Genomic DNA, 17,026 nt, shown 5'->3' on the forward strand with positions numbered 1-17,026 from the left:
ATTTTTCAATCGATTATGATAAGATATAGAAAATGTCTTATTACGAGGTCTTATTATGAAGTTAACAAATTATACAGATTACTCATTAAGAGTGTTGATTTTTCTGGCTGCAGAACGTCCCGGAGAACTTTCGAATATAAAACAGATTGCCGAAACGTATTCTATTTCAAAAAATCATCTCATGAAAGTGATATACAGGCTCGGCCAGCTCGGCTATGTAGAAACAATACGCGGACGAGGCGGCGGTATCCGCTTAGGCATGGACCCTGAAGACATCAACATCGGTGAGGTTGTCAGAAAAACGGAAGACGATTTTAATATTGTTGAATGTTTTGATGTAAACAAGAATCTCTGCGTTATTTCCCCGGTGTGCGGCTTAAAACATGTGCTGAATGAAGCGCTTATGGCCTATCTTGCGGTTTTGGACAACTATACACTGCGCGACCTTGTCAAAAACAAAGAAGACATCATGAAGCTTTTAGGAATGAAGGAATGATCATGATTCCTTCTTTTTTTATGCCCTTTTTCCCCCTTTTTGTTAAGATAATATGGCTGTTTTTCAAAAAAGGCAAAACGATGGGGCGAACCTGCCGATATAAAAAAGAAACAGCATATTCATAATCATTGGGGGAAAAAGGAGAGCTCAGATGAAAAAGAAATTAGCAGCAGGGCTGACAGCATCTGCGATTGTCAGTACAACTTTAGCAGTGACACCAGCTGAAGCAGCAACGATTAAGGTCAAAAGCGGAGATTCTTTATGGAAACTGGCCCAAAACTACAACACAAGTGTGGCGGCTATCACATCCGCCAACCATCTTTCGACTACTGTTCTGTCTATCGGCCAGACGCTTACCATTCCGGACAGCAATTCAGGCACTTCATCTACTTCAAGCTCAACAACCAAGAAGAGCGGAAGTTCTGTTTACACAGTGAAAAGCGGAGATTCACTTTGGCTGATCGCAAATGAGTATAAAATGACGGTGCAGGAACTGAAAAAATTAAACGGACTAAGCAGCGACATGATTCGTGCAGGTCAGAAATTAAAGGTAGCCGGTACGGTTTCTTCAAGCTCAAGCTCTAGTTCCAGTACAAAAAGCAGTTCCAATAAGAGCTCAAGCTCTTCATCTTCTACCGGAACATACAAGGTGCAGCTTGGAGATTCGCTTTGGAAAATTGCAAACAAAGTCAATATGTCCGTCGCTGAATTGAAGGTCTTGAACAACTTAAAATCAGACACCATTTATGTGAATCAAGTGTTGAAAACAAAATCAAGCGGCTCTAATACGTCTTCCAAAGACACTTCATCCAATTCGAGCCAAACTTCAGCAACAAAGAATTATACTGTAAAAAGCGGAGATTCACTTTGGAAAATTGCAAACAACTATAACCTGACTGTACAGCAAATCCGAAACAGCAATAATCTGAAATCAGACATGCTGTACGTCGGGCAAGTGCTGAAGCTGACAGGTCAAGCATCTTCAGGCACTTCATCATCATCGTCTTCTTCGTCAAATGCTAGCTCAAGCACGACGACTACATACACGGTGAAAAGCGGCGATTCCTTATGGGTGATTGCTCAAAAGTTTAATGTAACAGCTCAGCAGATTCGGGAGAAAAACAATTTAAAAACAGATGTCTTGCAGGTTGGCCAAAAGCTGGTCATTACCGGAAAAGCTTCATCTTCATCCTCTTCTTCATCCGGTTCTTCAAGCACTTCCAGCTCAACAAGCGCGAAGATTAACACAATGATTGCCGCCGCTAAAGAGCAGCTTGGGGTTCCGTATCGCTGGGGAGGCACGACACCGGCCGGGTTTGACTGCAGCGGATTCATTTACTATGCACTGAACAAAGTTACATCCGTATCTAGATTAACGGCAGCCGGATATTGGAACACAATGAAATCTGTCAGCCAGCCTGCTGTCGGAGACTTCGTTTTCTTTACAACATATAAAGCCGGCCCTTCCCACGTCGGAATTTATCTTGGAAACGGGGAATTCATTAATGCCAACGATTCCGGAGTTGTCATTTCCAGTATGAACAACTCTTACTGGAAACAGCGCTATCTTGGTGCAAAACGATATTTCTAAAAACAGAAACTGTATGGCCTTAGCGGCTGTACAGTTTTTTTGATTAGAGCCTAAAGACGTTGATGCTGATCATATGCTTTGTCACCGGATGAAAATAGACTTCGGCCCGAACAGAAAAGGTATCAGCTTTCTGTCTGACCGTCACCCGAAAAACATCTTTCGTCTGCTCATCATTCACCTCGGTCCGCCCCATATAAGCGTAATCAGAAAATGAAGCGCCCTTATATTCATCCTGAATTTTGCTCCAGGCGAGCTGTTCCCACTTTTGAACGGACTCGTCTGTGTCCGCTGAATGTCCTTTTGCGGCCATTGACAAGATGATCAATCCGCAAAAAAGAAGCGCAATGGTATACGGCAGAGATTTCATGTTTTCAGTCTCCTGTACCCAGATTATGTTCTATCATAGGTTTTCCAAAAGCGACAGCTTCATTCAGGCATTTTGATTTTATGTCTCCCTCATATTGCTATCCCTGTACTGCCGCAGACGCCAAGTTTTGCCCCGTCAATAACATGGGATGCGGCATAAACTAATCATGAACTTCTCACACAAGAAAGGAGAAGCGATTCATGGATTATGCCGATTACGATAAAGCGCTGTATTACACCCATCGTTCTCAATGGGATAATTTATTAATTTTAATGGTGCGTACAGAGGATGATTTGTTATCAAAACGAATCGAACATTTTCTGCATGCGTATCATTTTGAACAGGATTACGCCGTTCTTGAAAAGATGCTGTATTCCCTTCTCCGTTATATTGATCATGCCACAGAGCTGACCTACGAAGATCAATTAGCCTTGCTCACATAAACAAATCCCGGCGTTCAGACGCCGGGATTTCCTGCTTTTGCGAACATGCTGAGTTCTTCGACAAGCTCTTTTATGCTGACCTTTATTTTTTCCGTCACTTCAGCATTTTCAATATCAAAGTGCACGGGATCAAGCACGAGCTGCTTCGGAATGACATTGGCGTAGACACCCCGCATTACCGTTCTCATATTATTCAGCGCGTTGATGCCGCCTTTTCCGCCTCCCGCCACTGCCAATAATGCCACGGGCTTATATTTGAATTGATCGCTGCTTAGAAAATCCAGCGCATTTTTTAAAGCGCCGCTCATGCCGCTGTGATATTCAGGAGATAATAAGACAATTGCATCCGCTTTAGTGACGCGCTGCTTAAGCTCCTGTACCTGCAAAAGTGCAGATTGCTCCGCTTCTCCGTTAAAAATCGGCAATATAAACTCGCTTAGATCAATTAAGTCCGTGTGATACAGCGCTGAAATATAGGATGCGGCAATTCTCGTTCTTCCATGTTTTCTAGGCGTACCGTTTATGACTAACATGTTCATTTCGTAATCTCTCCATTCAAGTTATATTTCACTGCGAAAAGCGCTGCTTGCGTGCGGTCTGCCACTTCAAGCTTTGCTAAAAGATTTGACACATGGGTTTTCACTGTTTTTTCTGAAATAAACAAGGCTGCCGCGATTTCTTTATTGCTTTTCCCGTTCGCAATTTCGTTCAGAACGTCCTTTTCCCTGCGTGTTAATTGATAAAATTTTTCTTTTTCCGAACCATGCTGATTTCTCATATGTGTGAGCACATGGGGCATAATAGCTGAAGAAAGCTTGTATTGGCCGGCATGCACTTGTCTTAGTGTTTTCACCAATTCCTCGGGCTCCGTATCCTTTAATTGATACGCCTTCGCACCTGCCTGAAGCGCGGGGATGACGTGCTCCTGATCGGAGTAGCTCGTCAGCACAATGATATTGATCCCCGGAAATTGCTGTACTGCTTTTTTTATGGCTTGAATGCCGTCCATCTCAGGCATAGACAGATCCATCAGCACAAGATCAGGTTTTGTCTCTTCGATGACACGAAGAGCTTCTGTTCCGGTTGCCGCCTCGCCTGCAACTTCAATATCACCCTGGGTGGCAAAGAAAAAGCGAAGCCCTCTTCTGACAACATGGTGGTCATCCGCAATTACAATTTTCATTGCACTGTCCTTCCTTTCTGATTGGTAAGCGGGAGCCTAATGGACAGCTTTGTCCCCGCTCCAAGTTCTGACTCAATCAAAAACTCCGCCCCTGCTTTTTCCGCCCGTTCTTTCATACCCTTGATGCCGAGTGAAGGCAGACCTTCATGCGCTTCATAGCAAAACCCTGCCCCATGATCGATGATACTCAGCTCCGCATGGCACGAAGAAGCAGTCAGACTGACATACGCCGTACCAGTTCCGGCGTGCTTTTTGCAGTTATTTAAAGCTTCCTGAACAACACGCCATAGCATATGCTCCTGCTCATCGGTAAGAACAGGACAGCCTTTTTGTGTAAAAATGACATTCAATCCAATGAGCGCGCCATAGCTTTTAATGGCTTCAGACAGCCCTTTTTCCAATCCTCCGGGGCGAAGCTGCCAAATTAACGCTTTCATTTCTGCGAGCGCGTCTTGTGATAGGTTTTGAATGAAATCAATCATCTGCTGCAAATTCTCATCTTTTGTCAGTATTTTTGCCGCTCTGGCAGTTAAACTGACGGAAAACAGCATTTGATTGACAGAATCGTGAAGCTCCTGAGCGAGGCGGTTGCGTTCCATTAAAAGAACATTTTTTTGTTTATATTCAGAAAGCTTCATGCGCTGAATTGCCGTTCCGATCTGAAAGGCAACAGATTCGAGTAAATGCAGCTCTTCCTCATCAAACATGGTTTTTCCGGCCGACGCTACATTTAACAACCCGAATCTCCTGTCCCCGTCTTCTAAGGGCACAGTTGCATGATGGGTAATCCCTTCTGTGTCAAAACAGTGCAGTTCCTTGGCTGATTCTATGCGCTTGCAGTTCATGATATTAGCCGCCCTTCTAAGCCCTCCGTTATTGAATTTTGTCAGGCAGTAGCACTCCCCTTCGCACATCAGCACTTTTTCCTTACGGCTTAAAGCCGGGGGCAGATAAGCGTCGGCCGCTAACGTATAGGACCCGTCTTCTTCGATCAGAAAAATCCAGCCGGATTGAAGGTTCGTCAGACTCAGCAATTCTTTTAAAACCTCATCCAGTGTTGCTTTGACATCGTGCCCTTGATTTAAGGTTTCCGCAATCGTTTTCAGCGTTTTTAATTTTTCCATCCTCGTTTTGCTCACATTTCTCACTCCGGCATTGGTCTTGTTATTTTAGATTATACCAGTTTTTTGTATGTCTCTACTTCGCTTGAGGGAGGATTTTCTTTCAGACTTTTGAATGAGAAGAAGAAAAAAGCCGGATCATTTACAATGATCCAGCTTATACTCGAATTATTTTGCTGTAGCCTCTACAATGTCATCTACCGTCTTCATTACATCGTCAGAAAGAGCGGCAAGACGCTTTTCACTGTCTTCTAAAGAGGTTCCTTTTACGGCGAAATAGAATTTGACCTTCGGCTCAGTTCCGGAAGGACGAAGGCAGAACCAAGACCCGTCTTCCAGGAAGTATTTCAGTACATTTGATTTTGGCAAGTCGATCGCTTCTTCTTTGTTTTCCTTCAAAAGCATCCGTTTGCTTACAGCGTAATCTTCGGCTGTCACAACCTGTTTGCCGGCCATTTTTCGCGGCGGATTTTGTCTGAAGGAAGCAAGGATCGCTTCAATTTGCTCTGCCCCCTGTTTTCCTTTCAGCGTCAGGGATCTCAGCCCTTCACGGTAAAAGCCGTACTCGTTAAAGAGGTTGATGAGCGCTTCATACAATGACATTCCTTGTTTTTTATAAAAGGCGCAAACCTCAACTGCCAAAAGCGCCGCCTGAATGGCATCCTTGTCGCGGGCAAAATCCCCAATTAAGTAACCGTAACTCTCTTCATAACCGAATTGGAAGGTATACTGGCCTGATGCCTCGTATTCCTTAATCTTTTCACCGATAAACTTAAAGCCTGTCAGCGTATCAATCGTATCAAGACCGAATGAAGAAGCGACCGCACGCCCAATTTCACTTGTGACGATTGTTTTGAGAACGACACCGTTGTCAGGAAGGATGCCTTGTTTTTTCTTTTCAGAAAGCAAGTAATGAAGCAGCAGCGCACCGGTTTGGTTTCCTGTCAGTACTGTATATTGGCCTTGTTCGTTTTTCACTGCTATACCGAGACGGTCAGCGTCAGGATCTGTTGCGATGAGAATATCTGCGTTCTGTTCCTCCCCGAGCTTAATGGCATATTCGAATGCCGCATGCTCTTCCGGGTTTGGAGAGGTAACAGTAGAGAAGTCTGAATCCGGCAGCTCCTGTTCTTTAACAACCGTTACATTTTTGTAACCAAGTGCTTCAAGACCGCGTCTGACCGGTTTATTTGCAGTTCCATGCAGCGGTGTAAAAACAACGTTTACATCTACTTCTCCGGATAATTCAGGATGAACGGAAATGGACGTTAATTTTTCTGTATAGACTTTATCAATGTCTTCACCGATGATCTTGATTAAGCCCTTTTCTTTTAACGCATTTTCATCGTCGACTGTGATCGTCAGCTCATTTTCAATCGCGTTTACCTGCTCAATGACGATGTCCGCTTCCTTTGGAGGCAGCTGGCCGCCGTCATCCCCGTATACTTTGTAGCCGTTATATTCAGGCGGGTTATGGCTTGCCGTTACCACAATTCCCCCATAGGCGTTCAGCTGTCTGACAGCGAATGACAGCTCCGGCGTCGGGCGAAGCTCATCAAAGACGTATGTTTGGATGCCTTGTGTCGCAAGTGTTTTTGCCGCTTCCATCGCGAACTCCGGCGATTTATGGCGGGAATCATAAGCAATGACAACGCCCCGTTTTTTCGCTTCCTCACCTTGCTGCGAGATGTATGCCGCAAACCCGGCTGATGCTTTGCGCACAGTGTAAATATTCATCCGATTCGTCCCGGCGCCGATTTCTCCGCGCATTCCGCCGGTACCGAATTCAAGGTTTTTATAGAAGCAGTCCTCAAGAGCCTGTTCATTCCCCTCTAATTCAGTGAGGCGCTCTTTAAGTTCCGGATCTAAATTTTCTGTCTGTTTCCAACGTTCATAGCTCTTTCTCCAAGTCATATTCGTCCTCCTATGTATCAGCTTATGCCATTATTTTATATGAAGCGGGTGCCTCTGTCACTTGTTAACCTGAGGTCTGGCACTTTCGGCACGTAAAAAGAAATAACGGGCTGAGAGACAGCCCGTTATGATTTATTGTTCGAGCGGTACAACCGCATCGTGTAAAAGCTTGTTGAGGTTTTCTGTATGTTTGTTTTTTGCCTGCTCATCCCATTGGAATCGCTCGCTCATAAAATCAATAACGGCATCTTTATATGTTCTTACCCAATTGATATCAAAAAATAAACGTCCCGTTCTGCGGACAAAGAAGTCAGCAGGTGTTGCGGTCATCTCTTCTTCTATACTGTATTCTGCCTCAGCAAGAATATGAACCGGAATGTGGCGTTTCGCGGCCTCATCTTTCAATGCTTCCACGCGATTAAATACACGCTCTACATTGGAGCCGTATCTGATCGCCAGCTGTTTTGCGTCTTTTTCTGATAAGCCGGCTGCGATTCCTTCTTTTGTTTTCGTTGTAACGAAGGACATAAGATTTTTCGAACCACCGACGTGCCCTCCTGAGATTGGCATGTTTTTCGTTTTACATGGACCGAAATCCTTTTCGCCTTCTTCTTTTAAGCGATCGCGCACAAGATCGACGATGTGCTCCGCCATTTTTCTGTATCCTGTCAGCTTCCCGCCGGCGATGGTGATCAAGCCTGAGTCAGATGTCCAAATCTCGTCTTTCCTTGAAATTTCAGAAGGGTCTTTGCCTTCTTCATGAATCAGCGGACGCAGCCCCGCCCAGCTGGATTCGATGTCATTCGCAGTGATATTCAGTTCCGGGAACATGTAATTGATTGAATTGATGACGTAATCACGATCCTCCGTTGTCATTCTCGGATGCTCCAGCGCCTCTTTATAAACAGTGTCTGTTGTTCCCACGTATGTTTTGCCTTCACGAGGAATCGCAAATACCATACGGCCGTCAGGTGTATCGAAATATACTGCCTGTTTCAGCGGAAAGACAGACTGGTCAAATACAAGGTGAATGCCTTTTGTATGCTGCAAATGCTTTCCGTTTTTTGAATGGTCTTTTTCTCTGAGCTGGTCGACCCAAGGGCCTGTCGCATTGACAATTTTTTTCGCGTACACTTTATATTCTTTCTTTGTCAGCATATCTTCAATTAATACGCCAACTGCTTTGCCTTTTTCGTAAAGGAGCTCCTTCACTTTTGAATAATTCACAGGCTCTGCCCCGAATTTGACTGCTTCCTTCATGACCTCGATTGTCAGTCTTGCATCGTCAGTACGGTATTCCACATAGTACCCGCCGCCTTTTAAGCCGTCTTTTTTCACCAATGGCTCTTTTTGCAGCGTTTCTTTTGCTGAAAGCATGCTTCTTCGTTCTGATTTTTTCACACCTGCTAAGAAGTCATAAACTCTTAAACCGATAGAGGTTGTGAATGAACCGAATGTACCGCCTTTATGAAACGGAAGCAGCATCCATTCCGGGGTAGTGACGTGCGGGCCGTTTTCATAAACAATCGCCCGCTCTTTCCCTACTTCAGCAACCATTTTCACTTCAAATTGTTTTAAATAGCGCAAGCCGCCATGAACCAATTTAGTTGATCGGCTTGATGTTCCCGCCGCGAAATCCTGCATTTCGCTAAGCGCAACTTTCATTCCCCTTGATGCCGCGTCAAGAGCTGTTCCCGCTCCTGTAATTCCTCCTCCGATAATAAATAGATCATAGGTTTTTTTCGTCATGTCTGTCAGCATGCGATCTCTTTCAAGACTTGAAAATTGATGTTTCATTATTGCTCCTCCTTGTTGTCACGGTTTGTAAATAGAAAAAGAGACCACAACAGCCAAAGTGCATGCTTACACTTTGGTGCTGTGGTCTCTCCTCATCTCAGGACCGTTCTTATTAACTTGTAACCATTATATCATAGTATGATTTTATTTAAAAGCCATAGCTGCTTTGACGGCTTTTTGCCAGCCTTTATACAGCTCATTTCGTTTTTCTTCTTCTAATTCAGGTTCAAACCGTTTATCCAGGTTCCACTGGTTCGCGATTTCAGAACGGTCCTTCCAGAATCCCACAGCAATACCTGCCAAATAGGCTGCGCCAAGCGCAGTTGTTTCATTAATTTCCGGACGCTCCACAGGAACATTCAGAAGATCTCCCTGGAACTGCATCAAGAAATTATTTTTCACAGCCCCTCCGTCTACACGAAGCGTCTTTAATGAAATGTTTGAATCTGCTTCCATTGCGTCAAGCACATCTTTTGTCTGATAAGCCAATGACTCCAGTGTCGCACGAATAAAGTGCTCTTTTGTTGTCCCTCTTGTCAGACCGAAAACCGAACCGCGCACGTCGCTGTCCCAGTAAGGCGTTCCCAATCCGACAAATGCCGGAACAACATATACGCCGTCAGTCGAATCCACTTTCTCTGCATAAGTTTCGCTAAGCGATGAATCTTGGAACATTCTCAATCCGTCTCTCAGCCACTGGATGGCAGAGCCTGCAACAAAAATGCTTCCTTCTAACGCATAGTTAACTTTTCCGTCAATGCCCCAAGCGATTGTCGTCAAAAGCCCGTGTTCGGACTTAATTGCTTTTTCCCCTGTATTCATCAGCATGAAACATCCAGTGCCGTATGTGTTTTTCCCCATGCCTTCTTCAAAGCACGCCTGGCCGAACAATGCGGACTGCTGGTCGCCTGCCGCTCCCGCAATCGGGATATTTTTTCCGAAAAAGTGATAATCAACAGTCTCCGCATACACATGGGAAGACGGCTTCACTTCAGGAAGCATGGATTTCGGTACGCCTAGAATGTCGAGCAGTTCATCGTCCCATTTTAAATCGTAAATATTAAACATCAGCGTTCTGGAGGCATTGGAGTAATCAGTCACATGCGCTTTTCCGCCTGACATTTTCCAAATGAGCCATGTATCAATCGTTCCAAACAGCAGCTCGCCTTTTTCCGCTTTTTCTCTTGCACCTTCTACATTATCTAAAATCCACTTCACCTTCGTGCCGGAAAAGTATGGATCGATTAAAAGCCCAGTTTTTTCTCTGAATTTATCATTATATCCTTTTTCACGAAGTTCCTCACAAATGCCGGACGTCTGTCTGGACTGCCAAACGATTGCATTATAGACAGGCTTTCCTGTATCCTTATCCCACACAACCGTCGTCTCACGCTGGTTCGTAATACCGATGCCGGCAATTTGAGAAGCGCTGATTCCCGATTCAGAAATGACTGATGCAATAACAGCGAGCACTGATCCCCAAATTTCATTCGCATTATGCTCAACCCAGCCTGGCTGCGGGAAGTATTGTGTAAATTCCTTTTGAGCGGAGTGAACGATTTTGCCTTCTTTGTTAAACAGAATCGCTCTTGAACTTGTCGTCCCCTGATCTAAGGATAAAATGTACGTTTCCATAAGGTGTCTCCCCTTTGATTAAATATATTTTGAATTTGATAATGTTTTAGCAGAATGTGATTTCGTATAGATATATAGCCCTAACAATACCACAACCAATATAACGCTTACAATCCAGAAGCTGCTTGTGATGTGCCCCTTAAATGCAGCGTTGTAAAATACGCCGCCGAATGATCCGCCCAAGATCGGGCCGACTACCGGAACCCATGCGTATTTCCAGTTTGATGATCCCTTGCCCGGAATCGGAAGAAACGCGTGTGCAATCCGCGGACCTAAGTCGCGGGCAGGATTAATCGCATAGCCGGTGGTGCCTCCTAGAGAAATACCGATCGCTACAATGAGGAAACCGACGATTAAAGGATTAAGCCCTTCTGTAAATTGATTTGCCCCAATGGCCAAGATTCCAAGCACAAGGACAAATGTCCCAATGACTTCACTTAAAACGTTTGCAAATGTATGCGGAATGCTGGGACCTGTTGAGAAAACACCCAGCTTGGCAGCGGGATCATCCGTTGACTTCCAATGCGGCAGGTAATGCAGATAAATAATCACCGCACCGATGATCGCTCCGATCATTTGCGCCGCAATATAAACCGGAACCTCTTTCCATGGAAAATCTCCCACAAATGCAAGCGCTATCGTTAGCGCCGGATTCAAATGGGCTCCGCTGATGCCGCCAACTGCATAAGCGCCCATGGCAACACCCAATCCCCACCCAAATACAACAACAATCCAGCCAGACTGGAATGAAAGCGATTTCTTTAAATTGACACCTGCACAAACACCTGCCCCAAAAATGATAAGCAGCATCGTACCGATGACTTCTCCCCAAAATGCTGTCATAGCACATTCCTCCTAAAGTCACGATTAAGAAGTATGATAGAGAAGAAGAGAATAAAAAACCACAACAAACCGCTTTACGGGTGCATAAACATTTACCGTAAAGAGCTGCTGTGGTCTCCGAGTTCTCCATCACAATGTATTAACCTAGTGCAATTGTATCAGTGGATGAAAGCGGTGTCAATCATTTTCCGTTCAAAAAGTTTTCATATTTCTTCCATAATTTAGTATTTGATGTTGTAACAGCAACAGCCCCCGCTTTTAAGGCCTGTTCTACATCCTCTTCCGTACGGATGAAACCGCCAGCAAAGATGGGAATCCCCGTTTTCTCTTTAATTTCTTGAATGAGTGACGGAACGATGCCTGGGAGCACTTCAATGAAGTCTGGCTTATGCTTGCCGACAAACTCCATGCTTTTCTCCATCGCGCTTGTATCAAGCAGAAATAGGCGCTGAATGGCATAAATTTTCTTCTGCTTCGCTTTGGCAATCACGTTCGATCTTGTGGAAATAATCCCGGCGGGCTTGATGTCCTGGCAAATAAACTCCGCTCCGTACTCGTCATGCTTGATCCCTTGAATGAGATCGACGTGCACCATCATGTTCTTTCCATGCTTTTGTGCCTCTCTGATCACGCCCTTCAGCTGGCCGAGATGAATATCAAGAATAACACCGTAGGAAAATGAACTGTTCAAAAACTCATCAAATTGCTTCATATTGCGAATAGCCGGTAAAATGGGCTGGTTGTGAAAACTCATTGTGTGCTCCTTTAACAAATCACTTTTATATTAAATCGTCTGAAAGCTATCTTTCACCGTTTTCACGATAAAGGAAAGGTCCTCTTCTGTCAGGCAAAATGGCGGGGCGAGCTGGATGACGTTGTTGTAGCCGGCGACTGTATCGCCGTTTTTGCCGATGATCAGCCCTTTTTCTTTGCACGCCGCAACCACTTGGTTTACTTTATCGGCATCAGCCGGCTCTTTTGTCAATTTATCTTTGACGAGCTCGATTCCGATCAGCAGTCCTTTTCCTCTAACATCTCCGACTGCCGGGTGTTCTCTTAGGGCCTGAAGCTCACCTAAAAGCGTTGCTCCCAGGTCGCGGGATCGCTGAATCAGCTGTTCGTCCTCCATAATTTGCAGGTTTTTCAACGCCAATGCACAGGCAGCCGGGCTTCCGCCGAATGTGTTCACGTGGCGGAAACGGTCATAGGGAGCTTCACCTTGATACGCTTCGAAAATGTCCCGTTTAACAGCAGTCGCTGACAATGGCAAATACGCGCTGGTGATTCCCTTTGCCATCGTAATGATATCAGGCTTCACGCCATAATGCATAAATCCGAATGGCTCGCCTGTCCGTCCAAACCCGCAGATGACTTCATCGCAAATCAAAAGAGCTCCGTGACGGCGGCAAATGTCCTCCACCTTCTTCATATATCCGTCCGGCGGCATTAAGATGCCTCCGCCAGTAATGATGGGTTCCATGATGACCCCGGCAATCGTTTCGCTTAATTCCCATGTCATGATGCGGTCAATTTCATTTGCGCTTTCTAGCGTGTCGGCATCCTCAGGATTCCGGTATACATCTGGAGGAGCTGCATGCAGAAACCCCTGGCTTAAAGGCTCATATTTATATTTTCGCTGCGCCTGGCCGGTAGCTGAGAGCGCTCCCAATGTGTTGCCGTGATATGCTCTGTATCTTGAGATGAATTTATAACGGCTGTGGTCGCCGTTTTGCAGATGGTACTGGCGGGCGATTTTAAAAGCAGTTTCGTTTGCTTCCGATCCGCTGTTGGAAAAAAAGATGACATAATCGCCGCCAAGCCATTCATTCAGCTTTTCCGCCAGTTGAATCGCCGGTGCGTGACTTTGCGTTAGCGGGTAGTAAGGCAGCTCCTTTAATTGCTCATAGGCAGCCTCCGCAAGCTCCTTTCTCCCGTAACCAACATTGACACACCACAAACCGGACATCGCATCCAAATAGCGGCGTCCATCTATATCGGTCACCCAGGCCCCTTCGGCCTTTTGGGCAATCAGGCTGTCCGCTTGATGCGCTCCCTTCATGGCATGCCACACAAATTGCTCATCTTTTTGCTTTAATCCCTGATTTTGCTGAATGTTTTCCATCCCCATCATCTCCATTTCATTAGCGTTCACTAAAGTGCCAATTCAATTGAAACAGACCTTCTCTTATGTGATGTCTTGGTGATGATTTCCCTGCCTTCAATATAAAGCCAGACGGAGTTAGAGTCAATAAACCCCGGAAATAATAAAACATCCTCTTTCTCAAGAAGAAAGGGGATGCAGCATCCAAAGCAGAACAGGCAAAGTGACAATACTCAGCATCGTGCTGATAAAGGTCGCGCTCGAAACGACTTCCGGCCTTGTATTAAACTGGACAGCCATTAAAGTCGTGTTAGCAGCTGTCGGCATGGCGGCGACGAGAATCATGATTTGTTTTGTCATGTCATCCACCGGCAATATCAATGTGAAGCCTAGCGCAATCACCGGAGATACCATCAGCTTCAAAAGCAATGAATAAGAAATTTTTCTGTATTCAATATGCTTAAAAGAAATCAATGCAAGCTGCATGCCTAGAATGATCATAATCGTAGGAATGGCTGCATTTCCGACCAGCTCAATTCCTGTCATTAACTCTTTAGGAATTGAAATATGCATAAGCTGAAGTATTGCGCCTAAAAGTGCCCCGTACGCAACAGGCATACGGATAACCCGGGTCATGACCATTTTAAATCCGCCTTCCTCCGAACCTCCTTTTGCCGCATAATACAAGCCGATCGTGCTCATGATTAACTGCTGCAGCACCATTAACACAACGGCCGTGTCCAGGCCGGCTGTCCCAAACACCAGCAGGACAACAGGCGTTCCGTAATTGCCGTTATTCATAAAAGCGGATGACAGGATCATGGCACAGCGATCTTGGTTCGGATACTTATGAAAAAAAGATAAAAAGTAGACAAATAGAACAAGAACCAGGCAAAGCCCCAGCACAAAAATAGAGAGATAGACATAATCCATCGTCAGCTTGTTAGTATAAAACGTATCAAATGCCAGAAAAGGAGACATTAAGTATAAGGACATTTTGGACAGCGTTTGAATATCAAAGCCGAGCGTTTTCTGTCCGATATAACCAATTGCGAAAATTCCGAAAATAGGAACTAAAACAAGCAGAAACTCCATAAGGCACCTTCTTTTCCGATATACAATTTACTTTTATTTTAAAGAAAGCGCGTAATCGTTTCAATTCCGTTTTTAATAAAAAAACCCGCCATTTTCAGGCGGGTTTCGGGATTATTTTTTATATTGAATATGATAAACATCACGCCGTCTGTCTTTTAGCTGGCGCACTGTACCGTTTTGGCGCTGTCTTCTGAGAATTTCCAGGTCAACATCGCCGATGACGACCATTTCAATATTCGGGTTTGTTTCGCCGACAATGCCGTCTCGGGCGAATTCAAAATCAGACGGGGCAAAGATGCCTGACTGGGCGTATTGGATATCCATGTTTTCCGTTTGCGGAAGGTTTCCAACCGTTCCTGAGATAACCGTATAAATTTGATTTTCAACCGCTCTAGCCTGCGAACAGTATCTGACACGCAGATAGCCTTGGCGGTCTTCTGTACAAAATGGCGTAAAGATGATTTTGGCCCCTTTATCCGCCGCAATCCGGGCAAGCTCAGGAAACTCAATGTCATAACAGATTTGAATCGCGATTTTTCCGCAGTCCGTATCAAACACGCGAACCTGATCTCCGGCGCTGATTCCCCACCATTTGCGTTCATTCGGCGTAATATGGAGTTTATATTGCTTCTCGATCGTTCCGTCCCGTCTGAACAGGTAAGCGATATTATAAATCTTGCCTTCCTCTTCAACGAAATGAGATCCGCCGATAATGTTGACGTTATACTTCACAGCCAAATCAGTAAACAGGCTGATGTAATCTTCCGTATACTCGGTAATTCTCTGTACCGCCAAGCTCGGTGACCGTTCCTCAAGGAAAGACATGAGCTGGGTTGTGAAAATTTCCGGGAACACCGCAAAATCAGATCTCGCGTCAGAAGCGACATCGACATAGTATTCTACTTGATTCGCAAATTCCTCAAAGGAATAAATTTTCTTCATTTCATATTGGATCACACAGATTCTCACAGGGAACGCCGATTTATAATAACGTTTTGTCTGCTGCGGAAGATAATCGACATTGTTCCATTCCATCAGCGTCGCATACTTGATCGAAGCTGTATCATCCGGGAGATAATTCGGATTAATTCGCATAAGGGTAAAGCCGTTCATCAGCTGAAAAGATAGGACCGGATCGTAAATTTGGTGGCGAGTCACCTGTTCAACATACTCTCTCGCCGTCATTTCTTCTGCATATTTATGATAGTTCGGGATCCGTCCGCCTATGATAATGCTTTTCAGATTTAAGCGTCTGGCCAAGTCCTTTCTCGCCTCGTACAAACGGTGGCCGATCTTCATTCGTCTGTATTTCGGATGCACCATGACCTCAATTCCGTACATATTCAAGCCGTCCGGATTATGGTTGGTGATATAACCATCATCTGTAATGTCCTGCCACGTATGGCGGTCATCATATTCATCAAAATTAATCAGGAGACTTGAGCACGAACCGATAATTTCACCTTCGAATTCTGCACAAAACTGCCCTTCGGGAAAATGTTCCAGATGGCTGATTAAATGCTCCCGCTTCCAAGGCTCCATTCCCGGAAAGCAGTCCTTTTGAAGATCGATAATCTTGTCGATGTCTTTCTCTTCGATATTGCGAATGACCATTTTCTTTTCAAAACGGGTCAAATCTAATTTCTCAGACAATCTACTCGCTCCTTTCTATTATTGTTTATTCAGATGATCAAGCAATAGGGCGAGTTCCATCTCCGCCATTGATTCAAGCCTGTGATCATAATCTTCAAACATCAAGGTGCTTGTTACTTTATTCGGGACGATGACACACTTCATCCCCGCTCTTTTCGCAGCAATCGAACCATTGACAGAATCCTCAAACGCGAGACATTCTGATGGTGATACGCCAAGATTGTTTGCGGCCAATAAATATAGTTCAGGATTCGGCTTCACCTCTTCCACATCATCCGCCGTTTGAATGACCTCAAAATCATCAAACAGGCCGATTTGCTTCAAATGGCCCGATACCCATTTATAATCAGAGCTGGAGGCAAGGCCTACTTTTAAGCCTAAATCCTTTGCCGCATTCAGATACGCCTCGACACCCGGTCTTGCTTTTTCTGTTTCCATGCGTTTCGCAAACCGTTCTCTTCGCAATGTTGTCAGCTCTTCATGGTTCAGCTTTTTGCCGATCTGCTCTTCTAAATATTCAAACGGCCGAAATCCCGCGGCTGTTCCAATGACCTTTCCCCAGACGGATAACGGAAGGACTGAGCCGTGTTCCTCAAATATTTCCTGAAGGACTTCATATTCGTGTGTTTCTGTATCAAGAATAAGTCCGTCAAAATCAAAAATTAACGCTTTAATCACTGCGTACAACTCCTTTAGTCCAAATTGAGACATATGTATACACTCACTATACCCCGAAACATGTCTGCTTTCAAAAAGTAAGATTTATGTGAAGAAAGAGCCTGCACAC

16 protein-coding genes are annotated in these 17,026 nt (G+C 44.9%); 3 read left to right on the forward strand and 13 right to left on the reverse strand.

The features are described from left to right. The first annotated feature begins 55 nt into the window (after window positions 1-55). Together nsrR and lytF are read left to right on the forward strand one after the other, a co-directional pair. Window positions 56-496, forward strand: coding sequence for a nitric oxide-sensing transcriptional repressor NsrR (nsrR, locus tag RAC86_RS05255; RefSeq protein ID WP_072566001.1), 441 nt, complete (start codon window positions 56-58; stop codon window positions 494-496). 151 nt (window positions 497-647) lie between these two features. Continuing rightward, the gene (lytF, locus tag RAC86_RS05260; RefSeq protein ID WP_072566000.1) at window positions 648-2,087 is read left to right on the forward strand and encodes a peptidoglycan endopeptidase LytF; all 1,440 of its coding nucleotides are present in this window, start codon (window positions 648-650) and stop codon (window positions 2,085-2,087) included. A gap of 43 nt (window positions 2,088-2,130) precedes the next feature. Here lytF and RAC86_RS05265 read toward each other — a convergent pair whose 3' ends face one another. Then, window positions 2,131-2,454, reverse strand: a complete 324-nt coding sequence (locus tag RAC86_RS05265) for a YqzG/YhdC family protein (RefSeq protein WP_014113177.1) — start codon at window positions 2,452-2,454, stop codon at window positions 2,131-2,133. Window positions 2,455-2,654: 200 nt separating this feature from the next. On the opposite strand from RAC86_RS05265, the gene RAC86_RS05270 reads away from it, so the two are divergent. Beyond that, window positions 2,655-2,897: a YhdB family protein gene (locus tag RAC86_RS05270; RefSeq protein ID WP_003224139.1), complete on the forward strand. Its 243-nt coding sequence runs from the start codon at window positions 2,655-2,657 to the stop codon at window positions 2,895-2,897. A gap of 14 nt (window positions 2,898-2,911) precedes the next feature. Here the strand turns inward: RAC86_RS05270 and RAC86_RS05275 are convergent, their stop codons facing one another. The 12 genes from RAC86_RS05275 to RAC86_RS05330 all read right to left on the reverse strand — a co-directional run bounded on the left by RAC86_RS05275 (window position 2,912) and on the right by RAC86_RS05330 (window position 16,917). Continuing rightward, a complete protein-coding gene (locus tag RAC86_RS05275) occupies window positions 2,912-3,436 on the reverse strand; it encodes an NADPH-dependent FMN reductase (protein WP_014113176.1) in 525 nt (174 codons plus the stop codon). Further along, complete coding sequence (locus RAC86_RS05280; protein ID WP_072565999.1) at window positions 3,433-4,080, reverse strand: response regulator; 648 nt, start codon at window positions 4,078-4,080, stop codon at window positions 3,433-3,435. The genes RAC86_RS05275 and RAC86_RS05280 overlap by 4 nt, the downstream gene beginning before the upstream one ends. Next, window positions 4,077-5,219 (reverse strand): GAF domain-containing sensor histidine kinase, encoded by a 1,143-nt coding sequence (locus RAC86_RS05285; RefSeq protein WP_072565998.1) that lies wholly within the window; start codon window positions 5,217-5,219, stop codon window positions 4,077-4,079. Before RAC86_RS05285 ends, RAC86_RS05280 begins: the two co-directional genes overlap by 4 nt. Before the next feature lie 150 nt (window positions 5,220-5,369). After that, entirely contained in the window at window positions 5,370-7,115 is a 1,746-nt protein-coding gene (locus tag RAC86_RS05290) for a phospho-sugar mutase (protein ID WP_072565997.1), read from the reverse strand. A gap of 132 nt (window positions 7,116-7,247) precedes the next feature. Then, window positions 7,248-8,915, reverse strand: a complete 1,668-nt coding sequence (glpD, locus tag RAC86_RS05295; protein ID WP_072182529.1) for a glycerol-3-phosphate dehydrogenase — start codon at window positions 8,913-8,915, stop codon at window positions 7,248-7,250. Between the two features lie 141 nt (window positions 8,916-9,056). After that, on the reverse strand, window positions 9,057-10,547 hold the full coding sequence (glpK, locus tag RAC86_RS05300; RefSeq protein WP_072565996.1) for a glycerol kinase GlpK: 1,491 nt from the start codon (window positions 10,545-10,547) through the stop codon (window positions 9,057-9,059). An 18-nt stretch (window positions 10,548-10,565) separates the two neighbouring features. Beyond that, entirely contained in the window at window positions 10,566-11,390 is an 825-nt protein-coding gene (glpF, locus tag RAC86_RS05305; protein WP_014113170.1) for a glycerol uptake facilitator protein GlpF, read from the reverse strand. Between the two features lie 181 nt (window positions 11,391-11,571). Further along, window positions 11,572-12,144 carry a glycerol uptake operon antiterminator GlpP gene (gene glpP / locus RAC86_RS05310; RefSeq protein ID WP_014113169.1) on the reverse strand — a complete coding sequence of 191 codons (573 nt, stop codon included), beginning with the start codon at window positions 12,142-12,144 and terminating at the stop codon, window positions 11,572-11,574. Window positions 12,145-12,174: 30 nt separating this feature from the next. Further along, on the reverse strand, window positions 12,175-13,527 hold the full coding sequence (locus tag RAC86_RS05315; protein ID WP_072182540.1) for an aspartate aminotransferase family protein: 1,353 nt from the start codon (window positions 13,525-13,527) through the stop codon (window positions 12,175-12,177). Between the two features lie 144 nt (window positions 13,528-13,671). Continuing rightward, the gene (locus RAC86_RS05320) at window positions 13,672-14,586 is read right to left on the reverse strand and encodes an AEC family transporter (RefSeq protein WP_072565995.1); all 915 of its coding nucleotides are present in this window, start codon (window positions 14,584-14,586) and stop codon (window positions 13,672-13,674) included. 111 nt (window positions 14,587-14,697) lie between these two features. After that, complete coding sequence (locus RAC86_RS05325) at window positions 14,698-16,239, reverse strand: bifunctional GNAT family N-acetyltransferase/carbon-nitrogen hydrolase family protein (protein ID WP_072565994.1); 1,542 nt, start codon at window positions 16,237-16,239, stop codon at window positions 14,698-14,700. Window positions 16,240-16,257: 18 nt separating this feature from the next. Further along, window positions 16,258-16,917 carry an HAD family hydrolase gene (locus RAC86_RS05330; protein WP_072565993.1) on the reverse strand — a complete coding sequence of 220 codons (660 nt, stop codon included), beginning with the start codon at window positions 16,915-16,917 and terminating at the stop codon, window positions 16,258-16,260. Window positions 16,918-17,026 lie beyond the last annotated feature (109 nt).

It is taken from the genome of Bacillus sp. LR_5, assembly GCF_042709275.1.